Origin of the sequence: Mobilicoccus massiliensis (assembly GCF_000826525.2) — a bacterium.
Taxonomy (GTDB): Bacteria; Actinomycetota; Actinomycetes; order Actinomycetales; family Dermatophilaceae; genus Mobilicoccus; species Mobilicoccus massiliensis.
In genome coordinates, this window is the sequence record NZ_LN651331.1 from 680,736 (window position 1) to 697,919 (window position 17,184).

Genomic DNA, 17,184 nt, shown 5'->3' on the forward strand with positions numbered 1-17,184 from the left:
GAGCCGACCGTAACACGTGCGTCCACCCCTCGGACCCTTGCGTCTCACGGCCCGGTCGGTCGCGGGCCTGCCGCGACCGCTCCCGGTCACCGTCGATGCACGGGCTCGTCCCGGGAGTCCTCGACCGTCGCCACCCGTCCGGAGGTCGCCGCGACCTGGCCGTACGGCCGCGTGCGTAGGTGCGCCCTGGCGAGCAGTTGCGCCGCCGCCGGGATGGTGACGAGCTGGCAGCAGCCGATGAGCACGAGCAGGCCGACCACCGAGGGATCCCGCAAGCGCAGCCCGATGCCGAGGAGCACGAGGAACGTGCCGAGCACCTGCGGCTTGGTGGCGGCGTGCATGCGGGCGTAGAGCTCGTCCAGGCGATTGATGCCGATCCCCGACGCGAGGCACAGGCAGGCACCGAGGAACAGCGAGACGAGGCCCGCCCAGTCGCTCATCTCGGCCGGCACCGACGACGTGTCGATGACCGGTGCGGTCAGCAGATCGTCGATCGTCATTCGCGCACGTCCTCTGCACGTCGGGCGATGCGTTCGTCGGGCCGGGACTGCTCCTCGGGCAGCACGTCACCCTGCGCATCGGGGATCTGGGTGTCGTCGGCGTCCTCGTCGGGCGGATCTCCGTGCCCCACCTGGAGGGAGTCCCGCTCGCGAACGGCGAACCGCGCGACGGCCACCGACGAGAGGAACCCGACGAGCGAGAGGGCGAGAAGGATCGCGAGCGTCGTCGAATGACGGTTGAGCGCGGCCTCCATGCCGAGCGCGCAGACGAGCGTCGAGACGACGACCTCGTTGGCGACCGCTCGGTCGACGGCACTGGGCCCCCGGACGACACGCATGATGGCCAGCAGTACGGCGACGCCCAGCATGGCTCCGGTGACGACGATGAGCAGATGGGCGAGGGAGGGAGTCGCGAGGAAGGGAGTCATGGCCTCGCCGCCAGAATCTGGTCGGCGTCACGGGCCAGCGCGCGCAGGACGCGGCCCTCCTGGGCACGGATGCGGTCGGCGATCACGGGCAACTGGGCGCGGTCGGCGTTGAATATGTGCAGGATCATGGCCCTGTGCTCGGGGTCGAGGTCGACCACCACCGTGCCGGGCACGAGCGCCGTCATCTCGGCGGTGATCATGGCGAACAGGTCGTCGTCGGTGCGCAGGTCGATCGTCACGAGGTGGCCGTGCGGATGCACCCACGGCGCCACGGACTCGTAGGCGACGCGCACGCTCGCGGCGACGAGGTCGAAGGCGAACCAGGCGACGAGGACGACGAGGGGCCAGGGCCGGATCCGCACGCCCAGGTGCAGCGGCGGCAGCGGGAACGCGAGCAGCAGCACGACCGCGAGGACGAGGCCGCCCACGAGGGAGATCAGCGAGTACGAACCCCACAGGACCACCCACACGAGGGCGAGGGTGACGATCGGAACGACCTGCACGCGTTCGCGCATCGGTCGTTCGGTGGACGAGTCGGTCACGGCACACCCCCGGGAAAGACGGCCTGGATGTACGTCGACCGCCCGAGGAGGTCGCCCGCGGCTCGATCGGTGATCCCGAACAGTGGGCCCGCGACGAACGTCAGCGCCACTCCGACGGCGACGAGGGATGCCGTCGGCAGCAGCATCCCGCGGGGCACCGGCCGGTCCGCCATGCGCTTCAGGGCCGCCACCCGGCGGGGGTCGAGCGCGATGGGCCCGGTGGCGGCATCGGCGTGGTGGGCAGGGGACTGCGGCCCGCGCACGGGGCCGTCGGGGTCGCCGGCGCGCACCAGGGAGGTCCCCGGCGCGGCGTCGGCGCCGGCGCCGCGATCGTCGGTGTTCGGGCGGGTCGGCGCGGCACCCTCCAGCTCGGTCACCGGCCGTTGCCAGAAGGCGCGCGACCAGACCCGGGCGACGGCGTACAGGGTGAGCAGGCTCGTGAGTGCCGTACCCGCGACCAGCACGTAGTCGATCCAGCGGCCGTGCTGCACGGCCCCCTCGAAGATCCCCACCTTGCCGAGGAAGCCCGAGAACGGCGGGATACCCGCGAGGTTGATCGCCGGCACGAAGAAGAGGACGGCGACGACGGGCGCGGTGCGGGCGAGACCGCCGAGCTCCTCCAGCGAGGTCGTGCCACTGCGCCACTGGACGAGGCCGACGACGAGGAAGAGCGTCGTCTGCACGACGATGTGGTGGACGACGTAGAAGATCGCCCCCGACAGCGCGGCCTGGTTGCCGACCGCGACGCCGAAGATCAGGTAACCGATGTGGCTGACGAGGGTGAACGACAACAGTCGTTTGATGTCGTCCTGAGCGATCGCACCGAGGATGCCGACGAGCATCGTCAACAGCGCCGCCCACATCAACATGCCGTCGAGACGGCCGTCGGGGAACAACAGGGTCTGCATGCGGATGATCGCGTAGACCCCGACCTTGGTGAGCAGGCCCGCGAACACGGCGGTGACCGAGGCGGGCGCCGTCGGATAGGAGTCGGGCAACCACCCCGAGAGCGGGAACACGGCCGCCTTGACGGCGAAGCCGATGAGCAACAGCACCTGCAGGGTGAGCTGCACCCCAGTGGGCAGGTCGCCCAGTCGCCCCGCGAGTTGCGCGAGAGTCACCGTTCCCGTCGCCGCGTAGATCAGCGCGATCGCCGTAAGGAAGAACAGGGAGGACAACAGGTTGACGAACACGTAGTTGACACCGGCCGCGACGCGTTCGGTCGAGCCGCCGAGCGTGAGCAGCACGAAGCTCGCGATGAGGAGCATCTCGAAACCGACGTAGATGTGGAACAGGTCGCCGCTGACGAAGGTCGTCGCGACGCCCGCGACGAGCACCATGAGGGTCGGGTGGAAGATCGGCAGCGGGGAGGCCCCGTCGGTCTCGTCGTCGCCGCTACGGCCCTGGCCGATGGAGAAGAGCAACACGCCACCGGTGACGACGATCGAAGTGAGCAGCATGACGGCCGACAGCCGGTCGACGACGAGCGCGATGCCGTGCGGGGCCGCCCAGCCGCCGGTGTGCACGACCTGCGGGCCCTGGGTGTCGGCGAGGTAGAGCAGCGCGAACGCGGCCACGAGCATCGTGGTGAGCGCCGTGACACTGATCGAACGCTGCCAACCGCTGCTGCGGCTCGTGACGAGCGTGAGACCGGCCGCGACCAGTGGCAGCACGACGGGGAGCGGCACGAGGATCGAGGCCCAGTTCACGAGCGTGCCTCCTCGTCACCGCGCGTCGGGGCGGGATGGCGACCGCCCGGGTCGTCCTCGAGATCCTCCGCGGGCTCGTCGCCGGTGAACTCGCTGAACGAGATGTCGTCTGCCGCGGCGCGGGCCTGGATACGCGCGTCCTCGGGGTCGTCGGCGATGAAGTCGGACTGGCGCACCTGCCACGCGCGATGGGCGAGCGCGAGCACGAACCCGGTGAGCGCGAGTGTGATGACGATCGCCGTGAGCGTCATCGCCTGGGGCAGGGGATCACTCATCTGCGACTCCGGCGCCGCGCCGAAGATCGGGGCGACTCCGGAGGAGCCCGCCACGAGGAACAGCAGGTTGATGCCGTTGCTCACGAGCATGACGCCGAGGAACGCGCGGACGATGCCTCGGGCCATGATGAGGTTGATGCCGCAGCCGAAGAGCACGCCGATGAGCAGGCTGAGCGTGATGTTGGCGGTCATCTCTCCTCCTCGGGAACATCGGGGGTTCGGGGCTGCCGGGCCGCGGCCAGGCGTCGTTCGCTGAACGAGGGCAGGTGTTCGCTGGGAGCGTCCGGGATGCAGTCGCTCGTCCTGCGATCTCCGCTCGGCCGTTCGGCGAACGCGAGGTCGGAGTCGTCGTCTGCCGACTCGCTGTCCTCCCGCGTCGACGTGCTCTCGATCTGGGCGTCGATCGCTCCGCCGAGGCTCTGGAGGATGTCGACCACCAGCCCGATGACGACGAGGTAGACGCCGGCGTCGAAGACCAGCGAGCTCACGAGGTGCAGGTCGCCGACCACCGGGATGTGCAGGTAGGTGTGCCACGTCTGCAGGGCGTCGCCACCGGCGAGGATCGAGACCAGCGCGTTGCCGGCGGAGAGGAACAGACCGACCCCGAGCAGCACCGCCGGCATGATCGGGATCGTCGCCCGCAGCTCGTCGCGCCCGCCGGCGAGATACCGCAGGCTGATCGCGAGGCCGGCGACGAGGCCGGCCGCGAACCCGCCGCCGGGGCGGTTGTGCCCGGCCAGCAACAGGTACACCGACCACACCATGATGACGTGGAACATGAGCCGGGTGACGACCTCGAGGATGACCGAGCGGCGCTCCGGGCGGGCGGTGAAGCCCTCGGCCAGCCAGCGCCCACCGACGGTGGCGACGGTGACGAGAGCTCGTCGGGCCAGGATCTCGCTGAGCTTGCGACGGGCGCCCTCGACGTTGGTCTCGTGGAGGAACACGAGGCTCGCGATGCCGGTGGCGGCGGCGAGCACGACCGACAACTCGCCCATCGTGTCCCACGCTCGGATGTCGACGAGGATGACGTTGACGATGTTCTCCCCGTACCCGAAGTCGTAGGCGGCGTGGGCCATGCCGTCGGAGGCCGGCCGCGCCGTGCGCACCGTGGGGATGATGAACGCGAGAGCGGCGGTGACGAGCCCGACCCCGACGCCGAGCGCGGCCCGCAGGCGGCGGGTCCGAGCCGCCGGCGCGTCGTCGAAGCGGCCCGGTAGGCGGCGCAGCACGAGGACGAAGACGATGATCGAGAGCGTCTCGACGAGCACCTGCGTGAGCGCGAGGTCGGGTGCCCCGTGCAGCAGGAAGAGCAACCCGCAGCCGTAACCGGTGATCCCCACGAGAAACACCGCGCGTAGACGACGACGCGAGCGGACCGCCGCGAGGGCCGCGACCGCGATCGCCAGGGCCGTCATCGCCTGGCCCGAGCTCTCGGCCCATACGAGCGGAACGCCGGCCCAGTCGAGCCCGGCCAGCCACAGTGACCCGCCGCCGAGGACGAGATACACGAGCAGGATGAGGGCGGTCGAAAGCGGTAGCGAACCCCGGTGCATGGCGCCGGTGACCTCGAGCGACATCCGGTCCAGCGAGCGCATGACGGCTCGGTAGGCGCGCTGGCCGAGGCCGGTGCGCCGGGCCGGGGCGCGCACCTCACGGCGAGCGAGCACCGCGTCGAGCCCGAATCCCGCGGCCCACGTGAGCACGGTGAGGCCGAGGGCGAGCGTGAATCCGTGCCAGAGGCCGAGGTGCAGGCCCCCACCCGCTACCGCGTTCGTACCCACCGTCTCGGCGTACGCGGCCAATGTCGGGTCGAGGACGCCCGAGAACAGCCCGCCGAGCAGGCTGCCGGCGGCGAGAACGGCGGGAACCCAGACGACCGTGCCCGGCAGCGGGTGCAGATCGAGGGGCGGCACGTCGCGCTTGGTCGAGAACGCCCCGCGAACGAACCTCAGGCTGTACGTGAGGGTGAGGATGGATCCGAGCACGAGAACGACGAGAACCGCGAGGTCACGGGCGTTGCCCGGTCCTTCCGAGAACGCGGTGTAGGCCGCCTCCTTGCCGACGAATCCGAGCATCGGGGGCAGGCCCGCCATCGAGCCTGCCGAGACGAGCGCGGTGACGAAGAGCACCGGCATCCGCCGGCGCAGGCCCGTGAGCCGGCGCAGGTCGCGGGTCCCCGTCGCATGGTCGATGGCGCCGACCACGAGGAACAACGACGACTTGAACAAGGCGTGCGCCAGCAGGACGGCGAGGCCGGCGAGCGCCGCCGCCTGGGTGCCACCACCGGTGAGGACGACGAGGAAGCCGAGCTGGCTCACGGTGCCGTAGGCGAGCAGGAGCTTGATGTCGGTCTGCTTCAGCGCCGCGAACGCGCCGACGAGCATCGTCAGGCCACCGAGCCCGAGGACGACCCACTGCCAGGCGACGAGGTGGGCGTAGGCGGGCGCGAGGCGGGCGACGAGGTAGACACCGGCCTTGACCATGGCCGCGGCGTGGAGGTAGGCGCTCACCGGCGTGGGCGCGGCCATGGCTCCCGGGAGCCAGAACTGGAACGGGACGAGCGCCGACTTGCTCACCGCGCCGGTGAGCAGCAGCATGACGGCCGCGATCGTCGCCGGGCCGCTGCTGCCGGTCTCGAGGATCTGCGACAGCCGATAGGTGCCGGCCTGCTCGCCGAGCATGACGAGCCCGATGAGCATGGCCAGGCCGCCGAAGGTCGTGACGATGAGGGCCTCCATCGCGGCCGAGCGGCCGGCTCTGCTCTCGGGACGGTGCCCGATGAGCAGGTAGGACAGAATCGTCGTGAGTTCCCAGAAGACGTACAGCACGAGAACGTCGTCGCTGGTCACGAGGCCGAGCATGGCTCCGGCGAACGCGAGGAGGCAGGCGGCGAACCGGCCGAGGCCGGGCTCGTCCGCATCGAAGTACCCCACGCAGTAGACGAGTACGAGCACGCCGACGACCGAGACGACGAGCGTCATGATCCACGACAGCACGTCCATGCGGAAGGCGAGTTCGAGGTGCAGTGACGGCACCCAGGGCAGCACCTCGACGGGGATCGTCCCGGAGGCCACTGCCGGATAGCTCGCTGCCGCCCAGACTGCGGTGACGGCGGGCGGGACGGCCAGCGCCCAGAACGCCCTCGTTCCGAGACGTCCGACGAGGAGCGGCGCGAGCAGCGCCACCGCCAGATGGACTGCGATGAGGGCGATCATGTGCGGGGGCTTCTCCGGACCGTCGGGGAGCCGTCAGTCTAAAGGACGCGTCACGCATGCGCACACGCGCGGAGGCCCGGTTCGTCGGTCAGCGTGCGGCGGCGAAGACGCTCGGGAACGCCTCGCGATAGGCCCGCCAGGTCCCCGCCGAGGTCGTCGTCGTGGTCGCGGCGAGGATGGCCCGGACGATGGCGCGTGCCGTGACCAGTGAGGCCTGCGTGAGGATCTCGTGAAAGCCGACCATGTCCGGAGCCGGGCGCTGCGCGGTCGAGAGCCCGAAGAGCGTGTCGCCGTCGAGCATCGTGTGGGCCGGGCGCACGGCGATCGCGATGCCGTCGTGGCCCACGCCCGCGAGCTTGGCGCACTGCGCCTTGGAGAGCGCGGCATCGGTGGCGACGACCCCGATCGTCGTCGCGAGTCCCGGCATCCCGAGCGGCTGCGGAGGCACGTGTGCGGCAGCGCTCCGGGCGGCGTCGAGCTCGTGCGCACTCGGCGCCCCCAGTCCGCCGGGCACCGCCACATCCTCGGGCATGAGCGCTGAGGCGGCGTGGAACGTGCCGTCGGGCGCGACGACCTCGCCGAGGCTGTTGCAGACGATGAGTGCCGCGACCGTGCTGCCGTCGGCGCACACGGCGCTCGCCGTGCCGATCCCGCCCTTGAACCCGCCGGCCTTCGCGCCGCGGCCCGCGCCGACGCACCCTTGTTCGAGCGGCACCTGTTCCCCCGACAGAGCCGCCCGGCAGGCCGCGGCTCCGGTGTGCGCCGTCGGGTGTGCCCCGAACGTCCCACCGCGTCCGAGGTCGAAGATCACCGCCGCGGGCACGAGCGGCACGACGTCGCCCGGGCGGCCCATGGGCAGGCCGATGCCGCGAGCGAAGAGTTCGGCCATCACCCCGTCGGCGGCGCCGAGGCCGAAGGCGCTCCCCCCGGTGAGACAGACCGCGTGCACGCGCTCGACGACGTTGCGCGGGTCGAGCAGATCGGTCTCGCGGGTGCCGGGACCACCACCACGGACGTCGACGCCCGCCACCATGCCCTCGGGGCACACGTCGCCGCCGGCGAGGACGACGGTGGTGCCCGAGAGCGCGCCGGGTGCCTCGGCGGACGCCTGCCCGACGCGCAGACCGGCCACGTCGAGCACGGAGTTGGTCGGCCCGGGCGTCGACGTGGTCGAGGTGGTCGAGGTGGTCGTCTTGTTCGTCATGGGCGTCACGCGGAGTCCTCCTGGGTGCGGGTGGCGGTCTCGGCGGCGGGCACGCTGCGGCTGGCCTCCCGGTCCTCCGGACGGCGGGCGAGCATGGTGGCGTCGACGCCGCTCAACGCCCGCTCCAGCGTGGGGATGGCGCCGACGAGGCGCTGCGTGTAGGGGTGCCGGGGGTGTTCGTAGACCTCGGTCGCGCTGCCGGCTTCGACGACCTCGCCGTCGCGCATGACGAGTACCCGATCGCAGATGTGGCGGATCACCGACAGGTCGTGGCTGACGAGCACCAGCGTGAGGCCGAGGTCGTCGACGAGCCCGGAGAGCAGCGAGAGCACCTGCGCCCGAACGGAGACGTCGAGCGCGCTCACGGGCTCGTCGGCGAGCAGGATGGCCGGCGAGGGCGCCAGGGCCCGAGCGATCGAGATGCGCTGTCGCTCACCGCCACTGAACTGGTGCGGGTAGCGCTCCCCCATGTCGGGGGTGAGACCGACGGCGGTGAGCACCTCGTCGACCCGTTCGCGTCCGCCGGGCCGCCTGAGCCCGACGAGGGGCTCGGCGACGATGTCGGCGACCTTCATGCGCGGGTCGAGACTGCCCATCGGGTCCTGGAACACGAGTTGCAGCCGGTCGCGGATGCGACGGGCGTCGGCCTTGGTCCGCAAGCGTCGGCCGTCGATGGTCACCGAACCGGAGGTCGGCGCGTCGAGCCCGGCGATGATCCGCAGCAGGGTCGACTTGCCCGAACCGGACTCTCCGACGATCCCGACACGCTCGCCCTGACGCACGGTGAGGTCGACGCCGCGCAAGGCCTCGATTCGGCGGCCGCCCCGCAGGAAGGTGCCGCGTCGGTAGGTGCGGGCGACCCCGGTCACCTCGACGACCGGAGTCTCGACCGGCTCCGGCACCGGCGGCACGTGGGACGCGCGTCGGGCCCGCCGGGTCTCGTCGACCGTCGTCGCGGGTGACAGGGGTCGCGGTGGCAGCGCCGACGCGTCGAGCAGGCGGCGGGTGTAGGGATGGGTCGGGCGCGTGAACACGGTGTCGACCGGGCCGGACTCGACGATCCGCCCCCTGTTCATCACGTACACCCGGCTGCACACCGACGCGACGACGGGCAGGTCGTGACTGATGAACAGCAGGGCCGCCCCGCGCTCGGTCGTCGAGGCGACGATGCGATCGAGCACGTAGGCCTGCACGGTGACGTCGAGCGCCGTGGTCGGCTCGTCGCAGATGAGCAGCCTCGGGTCGTTGGCGAGCGCGATGGCGAGCACGACCCGCTGACGCTGGCCCCCCGAGAGCTGGTGCGGGTAGGCCCGGTAGGAGCCCGCGGGGTCGGGGATGCCGAGCTCGGTCATGAGCGTGATCGCCGCCTCGCGCGCCGACTGCTTCGAATGCCGCACTCCCCCCGGGGTGCCGTCGGTCCGGCGGATGAGCATCGTCTCGGCGATCTGCTCGCCCACGCGCATGGTCGGATTGAGTGCCGACATCGGCTCCTGGAACACCATCGACACATCGCGCCCGCGCATCGCCGAGAGGCGCCGCTCGGAGGCGCCGACGACGTCGTGCCCGACCCCGGCGATCCGCACCGAACCGCGTGGGGTGAGGGTGTCGGAGAGCAGGCCCATGATGCTCAGTGCCGTGAGCGACTTGCCCGAGCCGGACTCGCCGATGAGCCCGACCCGCTCCCCCGGTGCGATGCGCAGGTCGACGTCGGCGACGAGTTCGCGACCGCGGGCCGTGACCCCGAGATCCTGGACGCGCAGCGCGTAGCCGCCCTCCGTCCCGGAGGCCCCCGCTCCACTCGCCGACTCCTGCTCGGACGCCCCCGGACCGAGGGGTCCGTTCGTGGCGTTCACGATCGCTCCTCCAGCCGGGGATCGAGCAGGTCACGCAGACCATCGCCGAGAAGGTTGAAACCGAGCACGGCGAGCGCGATCGCGACGCCGGGGATGACGGCGAGGCGCGGCGCCGACCAGAGCATCTCCTGGCTCTCCTGGAGCATGCGACCCCACGACGGGGTCGGGGGCGGGGTGCCCAGGCCCAGGAAGGACAGCGCCGCCTCGGCGAGGATCGCCATGGCGAACGCGACGGAGGCCTGGACGATGACGAGGCCGACGACGTTGGGCAGGACGTGCCGCACGGCGATGGCCGGGCCCCGCCGACCGGCCGCCCGGGCGGCGAGCACGAACTCCGAACGCAGCACCGACAGGGTGCCCGAGCGCGTGACCCGCGCGAACGTCGGGATGGTGGCGATGCCGATCGCGATCATCGCCACGGTGGTGCTCGCCCCGTAGACGGCGCTGAACATGATCGCGAGCAGCAGCGCCGGGAACGCGAGCAGGATGTCGGTGCCCCGCATGAGCAGCAGCCCGAGCGGGCGGGGACCCATCGCCGCGAGGATGCCGAGCGGTACCCCGACGAGAGTCGCGACCCCGACCGAGACGAGCCCGACGAACAGGGTGGTGCGCGCGCCCACCATGATCTGGCTGGCGACATCACGCCCGAACTTGTCGGTGCCCAGCCAGTGCTGCGCGCCCGGACGCTGCAGGCGCGCACCGGCGTCCATCGCCACGGGGTCGTAGGGGGTCCAGACGAACGAGACGAGCGCGAGGAGGACGAGCGTGACCACGATCGCGGCGCCGACGACGAGGGCCGGGTCGAGCGTTCGACGGGCCCGGGGCACGAGCCGCACGACGTTCGGCGTGCTCATCGGCGCACCGTCAGCCGGGGGTCGAGCAGGAGGTAGGCCACCTCGACGAGCAGGTTGACCGCGATGACCGCCACGACGAGCACCATGACGACGTCCTGGACGACTAGCAGGTCGCGGGCGAAGACCGCGTCGAGCAGCAGGCTGCCGAGTCCGGGCACGACGAAGACCCGCTCGACGACGACCGCGCCGATGAGCATCGTCGTGAGCTGCAGCGCGAGCACGGTGACGACGGGGATCGCGGCGTTGCGCAGTCCGTGTCGGACGAGCGCCTGCAGCGGCCGCAGCCCCTTGGCCCGCGCCGTGCGCAGGTAGTCCTCGCGCAACACGTCGAGCACGGCCGAGCGGACGTACCGGGTGAGCACGGCGGCCTGGACCAGGCCCAGCGCCAGGGCCGGCAGTACGAGCCCGCGCAGGAACGCCTCCGGATCGTAGGCGGGCGGGGTCCACCCACCCGCCGGCAGCCAGCCGAGACGCACGGCGAACAGGGCGATGAGCAGGATGCCCGCGAGGAACGACGGGATGGCCATCCCGATCTGGGACAGGGCCGAGATGAGCGCCCCGCTCACGTGCCGGTGACGCCACGCCGCGATGGTGCCCAGCGGAACGGCGAGGGCCACCGCGACCAGCATCGCGGCCCCGACGAGCCACGTCGTCACCCCGAAGCGGTCGACGATCTGGGGGCCGACCGGGATGCGCGAGAGATAGCTCGTGCCGAAGTCGCCGACGAGCAGGCCCCCGACCCACGTGAGATACCGCTCGGGCAGGGGTCGGTCGAGCCCGAACTCGACGCGCAAGCGGGCCACGGCCTCCTCGCTCGCGTTGAGGCCGAGTGCCACGCGGGCCGGGTCTCCGGGCAGGATCTGCATGAACGCGAAGACGAGCAGCGAGCTCACGAAGACCGCGAGCGCGAGTCCCAGAAGGCGGCGAAGGATCACCATCGTCGATCAGGGGTCGGGTGGGTCAGCCGCGGGAGAGGCCCGTGACGTCGAAGGACTCGCCGACCGCGTTCTGGGGCAGGCCGGCGATGTCCTTCTTCGCGACCATGAGGTTGGGCAGCAGGAACAGCCAGTCCGAGGCCGCGTCCTGCGAGATGAGCCGCGCCGCCTTCTTCATCTCGGCCACCTGGGTGGCCTCGTCGCCGGCGTCGGCCGCCGCGATCGCCTTGGTGACCTCCGGGTTGTCGTAGTGCAGGTAGTAGTCGGGGTTGCTGTAGAGGGCCGGCAGGTCGCGCGGCTCGACGTGCGCGACGATCGAGGCGTCGTAGTCGCCGTTCTTCATCACCTGCGTGACCCACGCGGCGGGGAACTCGAGTTGGTCGAGTTGCACGGTGAATCCGGCTTTCTCGAGGTCGCTCTTGACGACCTGGCCGCACGAGGTGGCGTACGGGAGGGTGGGCAGTCGCAGCCGCACGGTGGGCGTGGGGTGCGTGCTCTGGGCGAGCAGCTTCTTGGCCGCCTCGACGTCGGGCGGGTGGATGGAGGTGAGGTCCTCGTACCAGGGGTCGGTGGGCGGGACCATGCTGCCGATGAGCGTTCCACGCCCGGCCCAGCAGCTCTGCATGAGCGACTTCTTGTCGATCGCCTGTCGCGCGGCCTGACGCACCGCACGGTCGTCGAACGGCGCCTTGGCGTGGTTGAACGAGAGGACGACCTCGCCGTTGGTCGTGCCCTCGATCACCTGGAAGCGCTGATCGCCGGTGAACTGGCCGAGCGCCTCGGGGGCCTGCACCGTGGAGACGATGTCGATGGCGTCGGTGAGCACCGCGTTGTTCAAGGCCGTCGGGTCCTTGAAGTACTTGAGCGTCACACCGGAGAAGAACGGCTGCTCGCCCCAGTAGTCGTCGCGGCGTCGCAGGTGCAGGGAGTCTCCCCGGTTCCACCGGTCGACGACGTAGGGGCCGGTGCCCACGGTCGTCGTCGCGAGATCGGCCACCCCCGTGCGTGAGAACATCGCGCCGATACGCGTGGTCATGCGGTAGAGCCAGTCGCTGCTCGGGCGGCTCAGGGTGACGACGAGGGTCTGCGGATCCTTCGCCTCGGCCCTGGCGACGACCGACATGGCCTTGGCGAGCGAGGTCGTCCAGTCCTTCTTCACCCGCTCGATGGAGAACACCGCGTCGTCGGCGGTGAACGGCGAGCCGTTGGAGAACGTCGCCCCCTCGACGAGGTGGAACGTGTAGGTCTTGCGATCGGGCGAGACCTCCCAGCTCTTCGCGAGGCCGGGCACGATCTTGCCCGCGTCGTCGACGGCGACGAGGCCTTCGTAGACGTTGTCGAGCAGCGCCTGCGGGATGGCCGCGCCGTCGGTGGTCGTGAAGTCGAGGTTGGCGGGCTCGGCGACCATGCCGACGGCGAGGTCGGTGGACGCGCCCGACCCGCCCGTGCCACCGGGGGCGGGTGAGGTGCCCGAGCCGGCGGAACACGCCGTGAGCACGAGCGTGGCGGCGAGGGCGAGCAGTCGACGCATGAGGACTCCTGGAGGACGATCGGTGGCGGTGCCGGTGCGTCTCCTCGACGACGGAACCGACCACGACGGTAGCGGACGGGACAGAGAAAGCCGGCGAAACCGGGGCGTCGGACGGCGAGGGGCGCGGTATCCCACCGGTGCGGGTGCCCGGTGCGCGCGAGTCCTGCCCTCCCTTACGGTGAGGCAGTCCGCATCGCCGCACCTCGAGGAGACGCCATGTCCCACCGCACCCTGCTGTCGTGGCTCTCCGCGAGCATGCGTGAGAACTCCGGCCTCGTCGCGCTGCGGGTGCGACGCGAGGGCCGCTGGCACACGTGGAGCTACCGGGAGCTCGACGAGCTCTCCTCCCGGCTCGCGGTCGCGTTCCTCGACCTCGGCCTGTCGCAGGGTGACCGTGTCGCGATCCACGCCGGCAACAGCCCGGAGTGGACCGTCGTCGACATCGCCTGCCTCAAGGCGGGCCTGGTCAGCGTTCCGGTGTACACGACCAACACCCCCTATCAGGTGGCGCACGTGCTGCGCGACAGCGGAGCCCGGGCCGTCGTCTGCGGCACGGCCGGTCTGCTCGAGGTCGCGAGCGAGGCGATCGCGGTGCTCGACGAGGAGGCCAGGCAGGAAGGTGACGACGGTGCGAGGGTGCAGCGCCTGATCATGCGGGGTCCGGTTGCCGGGGTGCCGGCGATCACCGACCTCATCGCCGCCGCACCTCCCCTGGCCGAGATCGCCGACGACCTCGCGGAGCGCGCGGCCCGGCTGTCACCGGATGACATGGTGACGATCATCTACACCTCCGGAACGACCGGCGATCCCAAGGGTGTCGTCATCACCCACCGCATGCTGTGCCACCAGCTCGCCGCCATCGCCACCCGCTTCGAGATGCCCCGGGGCGAGCGCAACATGTCGTTCCTGCCGCTCAGCCACGCCTACGAGCGGGCGTGGACGTACGTCGTGCTCGCCGCCGGCATGGAGAGCTGTTCGGTGACCGACCCGAAGGCCGTCGCCGCGGCGATGATCGACATCCAGCCGTCGACGTTCGTCTCGGTCCCGCGCCTCTACGAGAAGGTCTACGCCGGCGCGCACGCCAAGGCGGGACACGGGCTCAAGCGGGGGATCTTCGACTGGGCCGTGCGCGTCGGCGGCATCGTCGAACTGCGCCGGGCCGCGGGACGTTCGATCTCTCCCCTCCTCGCTGCCCAGCTCGCGATCGCCGACCGGCTCGTCCTGCGCAACGTGCGGGCGGCCGTGGGCGGGCACAAGTACGTCATGGCTGCGGGCGGGGCGCCTTTGCGACGCGAGGTCGAGGAGTTCTTCCTCGCCGCCGGATTACCCGTCTACCAGGGGTACGGTCTCACCGAGACCGCGCCCATGGTCTCGTGCAACGCGCCCGGGATGACGCGGTTCGGCACGGTCGGCAGGCCGGTGCCCGGCACCCTGGTCCGCATCGCGGCCGAGACCGGCGAGGTGCTCGTGCGCGGCGACAACGTCACCCCGGGCTATTACGAGCGGCCGGAGGAGACCGCTGTCGCGATCGACGACGACGGCTGGTTCCACACCGGCGACGTCGGCTACCTCGACCGCGACGGCTATCTCGTCATCACCGACCGCATCAAGGACCTCATCGTCACCACCCAGGGCAAGAACGTCGCCCCCGGCCCGATCGAATCGGCCCTGGCGGCCGATCCCCTCGTCGAGGCGGCACTCGTCGTCGGTGACGGCCGCCCCTACCTCACCGCCCTCGTCCAGCCCTCGTTCGACGACCTCGAGGCCCACGCCCACGCGCAGGGGTGGCGGTTCGAGACCCACGAGGAACTCCTCGCCCTCGGCGAGGTCGAGGCCTACTACGACGACCTCGTGGGCCGCATCGGCCGCAACAGCGCCAAGTACGAACGCATCCAGAAGTTCCGTCTGCTCGCCGATCCGCTGACGATGGACGCCGGTGAGCTCACCCCCACGCTCAAGGTGCGCCGCCGCCCCGTCGAGCAGCGTTACGCCGCGCTCATCCGCGAGATGTACGCCTGAGCCGGTCGACGGCTCAGAGGGCGAGCTGACTGACCGTGTGGATGAGCAGACCCGCGAGGCCGCCGACGACCGTGCCGTTGATGCGGATGAACTGCAGGTCGCGGCCGACGTGCAACTCGATGCGGTCGGCGGCCTCCTTGCCGTCCCACCGTTCGATGACCTGCGAGATGACCGGCACGAGTTCGGCTCCGTAGGTGTCGACGAGGCCGGCCAGCACGTCCCCCGCCCGCCGGTCGACACGCGCGCGCAACTCGGCGTCGTGCTGCAGCCGCTCCCCCAGCGACACGAGCTCGGTCTGGATCCGCGTGCGCAGACGACCCTCGGGATCGTCGAGCGACTCGACGAGGGTGCGACGCAGGATGCCCCACAGGCTCATCGCGGTGTCCATCGTCTGCGGGTGGAGCAGGAAGGTCTCCTTGAGCTCCTCGGCGCGCCCCATGGTGGAGGGGTCCTCCTGGAGGTTGCGGGCGAGGTCGCGCAACAGGTCGTCGACGGCGAGCCGCATGCGGTGCCGCGTGTCGTCGCGCACGTCGCGCACCCATTTCAGGGCCTCGGTGTGCAGCCGGTCGACGACGATCGAGTTCACCCACAGCGGCGTCCACGTCGGTGCTCGTTCCCCGACCACCGAGGCGAACTTCTCCGGGTTGTCGAGCAACCAGTCGTGGGCCTCGACGACGACGAGGTCGACGAGGCTGCGATGGACGTCGTCGTCGACGACCTGCTCGAGCAGGGTCCCGGCCAGGGGCGCGATCGGTTCGCGGACGAGCCGCGGCAGCACGGAGTGTTCGACGAGTTCGCGCACCTCGCCGTCGGAGACGTGGTCGAGGGCACGGGTGGTGAGCCGGGCCCCGTGGACCACCACCCGCTCGCTGTTCGCCGGTACCGCGAGCCATCGCCCGAACCGGACCGTCGCACCGGAGCCGAGGAAGCGCTCACGTGCCGCCTCGCCCGTGAGGAAGTGGCCCGCGACGAAGTCCTCGAGCGACCTCGCGAACACGTCCTTCTTGCGCGGGACGAGCGCGGTGTGCGGGATCGGCAGCCCCAACGGATGCCGGAACAGTGCGGTGACGGCGAACCAGTCGGCCAGGGCGCCGACCATCGCGGCCTCGGCCGTCGCGTTGACGTACCCGAGTGCGCCGTCGCGATGCAGAGTGAGCGCGAACACGACGATCGCGAACACGAACAGGGAGGTCGCGACGGTCCGCATCCGGACCAGTCCTCGTCGGCGTTGCTCGTCGGCCTCGGTGAGCGCGATGGTCGTCATGCGCCGATTCTGCCCTTCCCGGGTTCGGCCGCCTCAGTGACCGTGCGGCGCGTGCATCCAGATGCACACGTCGAGATGGCGCAGCAGGTGGCACGGGTCGCCCACGTCCACGGCCTCCGACTCCGACACGCGGTCGATGAGCCGCTGCAGCCGCTCGCGGACCTCCTCGTCGCCGATGATCCGCGCGAAGACCTGCCAGTCGATCTGGTAACGCGACGGCCACGTGCCGAGGTACCGGCAGACGACCTCGTCGCGCACGGGGAACAGGTCGGGGCGCTTGCGTGCGCACAGTTTGGCCGCGGTGACCCAGTTGACCGCGTAGCGGTCGCGCGCCGGGGGCACGAGCGAGCGCAGGGTGACGTAGAGCTCGTCCATCGCGGCGAGCAGTTCGGGGGTGACGTTCTCCAGCCGCGCGTCGAGCGGCAGCCGGTCCTCCGAGAGCAGGCTCTCGACCCGCTCCATCATCTCGCCGTCGTCGAGCAGCGCTCGCACCGTGGCCGGTGGAACCGTGACGTCGAGCAGGCTCACCGCGAGCAGATCGCGGTCGGTGACCCGCGTCGGCGCGTCGTCGGCGAGCTGGGTGAACGTGGCGCCGGCGTAGTTGCTGCGCCGGTCGTAGTAGCGCGCGAGGCGTTCGGGGGTCCGGGGATCACGCAGCACGGTGAGCGCCCGGTCCAGGGCTCCCGCGTAGAACGGTTCGGCGCGTCGCCAGTCCGACGGGACGGGCAGCGTGAACTCCGGCATGGTGTGTTCCCCTCATCGACATCTCGGCCGTCCCAGCGTAGAGGCGCGGGTGCGACGCCGACGAGGTGAATCCGAACGCGTGTGGGGAACGCCTCAGCGGCGGCCCGC

At 71.1% G+C, this 17,184-nt stretch carries 14 protein-coding genes; 1 reads left to right on the forward strand and 13 read right to left on the reverse strand.

The annotated features are described in order from the left end of the window. Positions 1-86: 86 nt before the first annotated feature. The 11 genes from mnhG to BN1197_RS16020 all read right to left on the reverse strand — a co-directional run bounded on the left by mnhG (position 87) and on the right by BN1197_RS16020 (position 13,049). Entirely contained in the window at positions 87-500 is a 414-nt protein-coding gene (gene mnhG / locus BN1197_RS15970) for a monovalent cation/H(+) antiporter subunit G (RefSeq protein WP_217991210.1), read from the reverse strand. After that, the gene (locus BN1197_RS15975) at positions 497-928 is read right to left on the reverse strand and encodes an MrpF/PhaF family protein (RefSeq protein ID WP_082043992.1); all 432 of its coding nucleotides are present in this window, start codon (positions 926-928) and stop codon (positions 497-499) included. The genes mnhG and BN1197_RS15975 overlap by 4 nt, the downstream gene beginning before the upstream one ends. Continuing rightward, positions 925-1,470, reverse strand: coding sequence for a Na+/H+ antiporter subunit E (locus tag BN1197_RS15980; protein WP_052466859.1), 546 nt, complete (start codon positions 1,468-1,470; stop codon positions 925-927). Before BN1197_RS15980 ends, BN1197_RS15975 begins: the two co-directional genes overlap by 4 nt. Further along, positions 1,467-3,179, reverse strand: a complete 1,713-nt coding sequence (locus BN1197_RS15985; RefSeq protein ID WP_040161843.1) for a Na+/H+ antiporter subunit D — start codon at positions 3,177-3,179, stop codon at positions 1,467-1,469. Before BN1197_RS15985 ends, BN1197_RS15980 begins: the two co-directional genes overlap by 4 nt. Next, entirely contained in the window at positions 3,176-3,646 is a 471-nt protein-coding gene (locus tag BN1197_RS15990; protein ID WP_040161846.1) for a Na(+)/H(+) antiporter subunit C, read from the reverse strand. The genes BN1197_RS15985 and BN1197_RS15990 overlap by 4 nt, the downstream gene beginning before the upstream one ends. Beyond that, positions 3,643-6,672 carry a Na+/H+ antiporter subunit A gene (locus BN1197_RS15995; RefSeq protein WP_082043993.1) on the reverse strand — a complete coding sequence of 1,010 codons (3,030 nt, stop codon included), beginning with the start codon at positions 6,670-6,672 and terminating at the stop codon, positions 3,643-3,645. The genes BN1197_RS15990 and BN1197_RS15995 overlap by 4 nt, the downstream gene beginning before the upstream one ends. Positions 6,673-6,760: 88 nt before the next feature. Next, complete coding sequence (locus BN1197_RS16000) at positions 6,761-7,876, reverse strand: P1 family peptidase (RefSeq protein WP_052466860.1); 1,116 nt, start codon at positions 7,874-7,876, stop codon at positions 6,761-6,763. Positions 7,877-7,881: 5 nt separating this feature from the next. Continuing rightward, the gene (locus BN1197_RS16005) at positions 7,882-9,729 is read right to left on the reverse strand and encodes a dipeptide ABC transporter ATP-binding protein (protein WP_082043994.1); all 1,848 of its coding nucleotides are present in this window, start codon (positions 9,727-9,729) and stop codon (positions 7,882-7,884) included. Then, positions 9,726-10,583 (reverse strand): ABC transporter permease, encoded by an 858-nt coding sequence (locus BN1197_RS16010; protein WP_052466861.1) that lies wholly within the window; start codon positions 10,581-10,583, stop codon positions 9,726-9,728. The genes BN1197_RS16005 and BN1197_RS16010 overlap by 4 nt, the downstream gene beginning before the upstream one ends. Continuing rightward, a complete protein-coding gene (locus tag BN1197_RS16015; protein WP_095999929.1) occupies positions 10,580-11,521 on the reverse strand; it encodes an ABC transporter permease in 942 nt (313 codons plus the stop codon). The genes BN1197_RS16010 and BN1197_RS16015 overlap by 4 nt, the downstream gene beginning before the upstream one ends. A 22-nt stretch (positions 11,522-11,543) precedes the next feature. After that, positions 11,544-13,049, reverse strand: a complete 1,506-nt coding sequence (locus tag BN1197_RS16020; protein ID WP_040161849.1) for an ABC transporter substrate-binding protein — start codon at positions 13,047-13,049, stop codon at positions 11,544-11,546. 216 nt (positions 13,050-13,265) lie between these two features. Here BN1197_RS16020 and BN1197_RS16025 point away from each other — a divergent pair, with 216 nt between their 5' ends. Then, on the forward strand, positions 13,266-15,068 hold the full coding sequence (locus BN1197_RS16025) for an AMP-dependent synthetase/ligase (RefSeq protein ID WP_052466862.1): 1,803 nt from the start codon (positions 13,266-13,268) through the stop codon (positions 15,066-15,068). 13 nt (positions 15,069-15,081) lie between these two features. Here BN1197_RS16025 and BN1197_RS16030 read toward each other — a convergent pair whose 3' ends face one another. Next, complete coding sequence (locus tag BN1197_RS16030) at positions 15,082-16,332, reverse strand: DUF445 domain-containing protein (RefSeq protein ID WP_040161851.1); 1,251 nt, start codon at positions 16,330-16,332, stop codon at positions 15,082-15,084. A 33-nt stretch (positions 16,333-16,365) separates the two neighbouring features. Next, a complete protein-coding gene (locus BN1197_RS16035) occupies positions 16,366-17,076 on the reverse strand; it encodes a DUF6308 family protein (RefSeq protein ID WP_052466863.1) in 711 nt (236 codons plus the stop codon). Positions 17,077-17,184 lie beyond the last annotated feature (108 nt).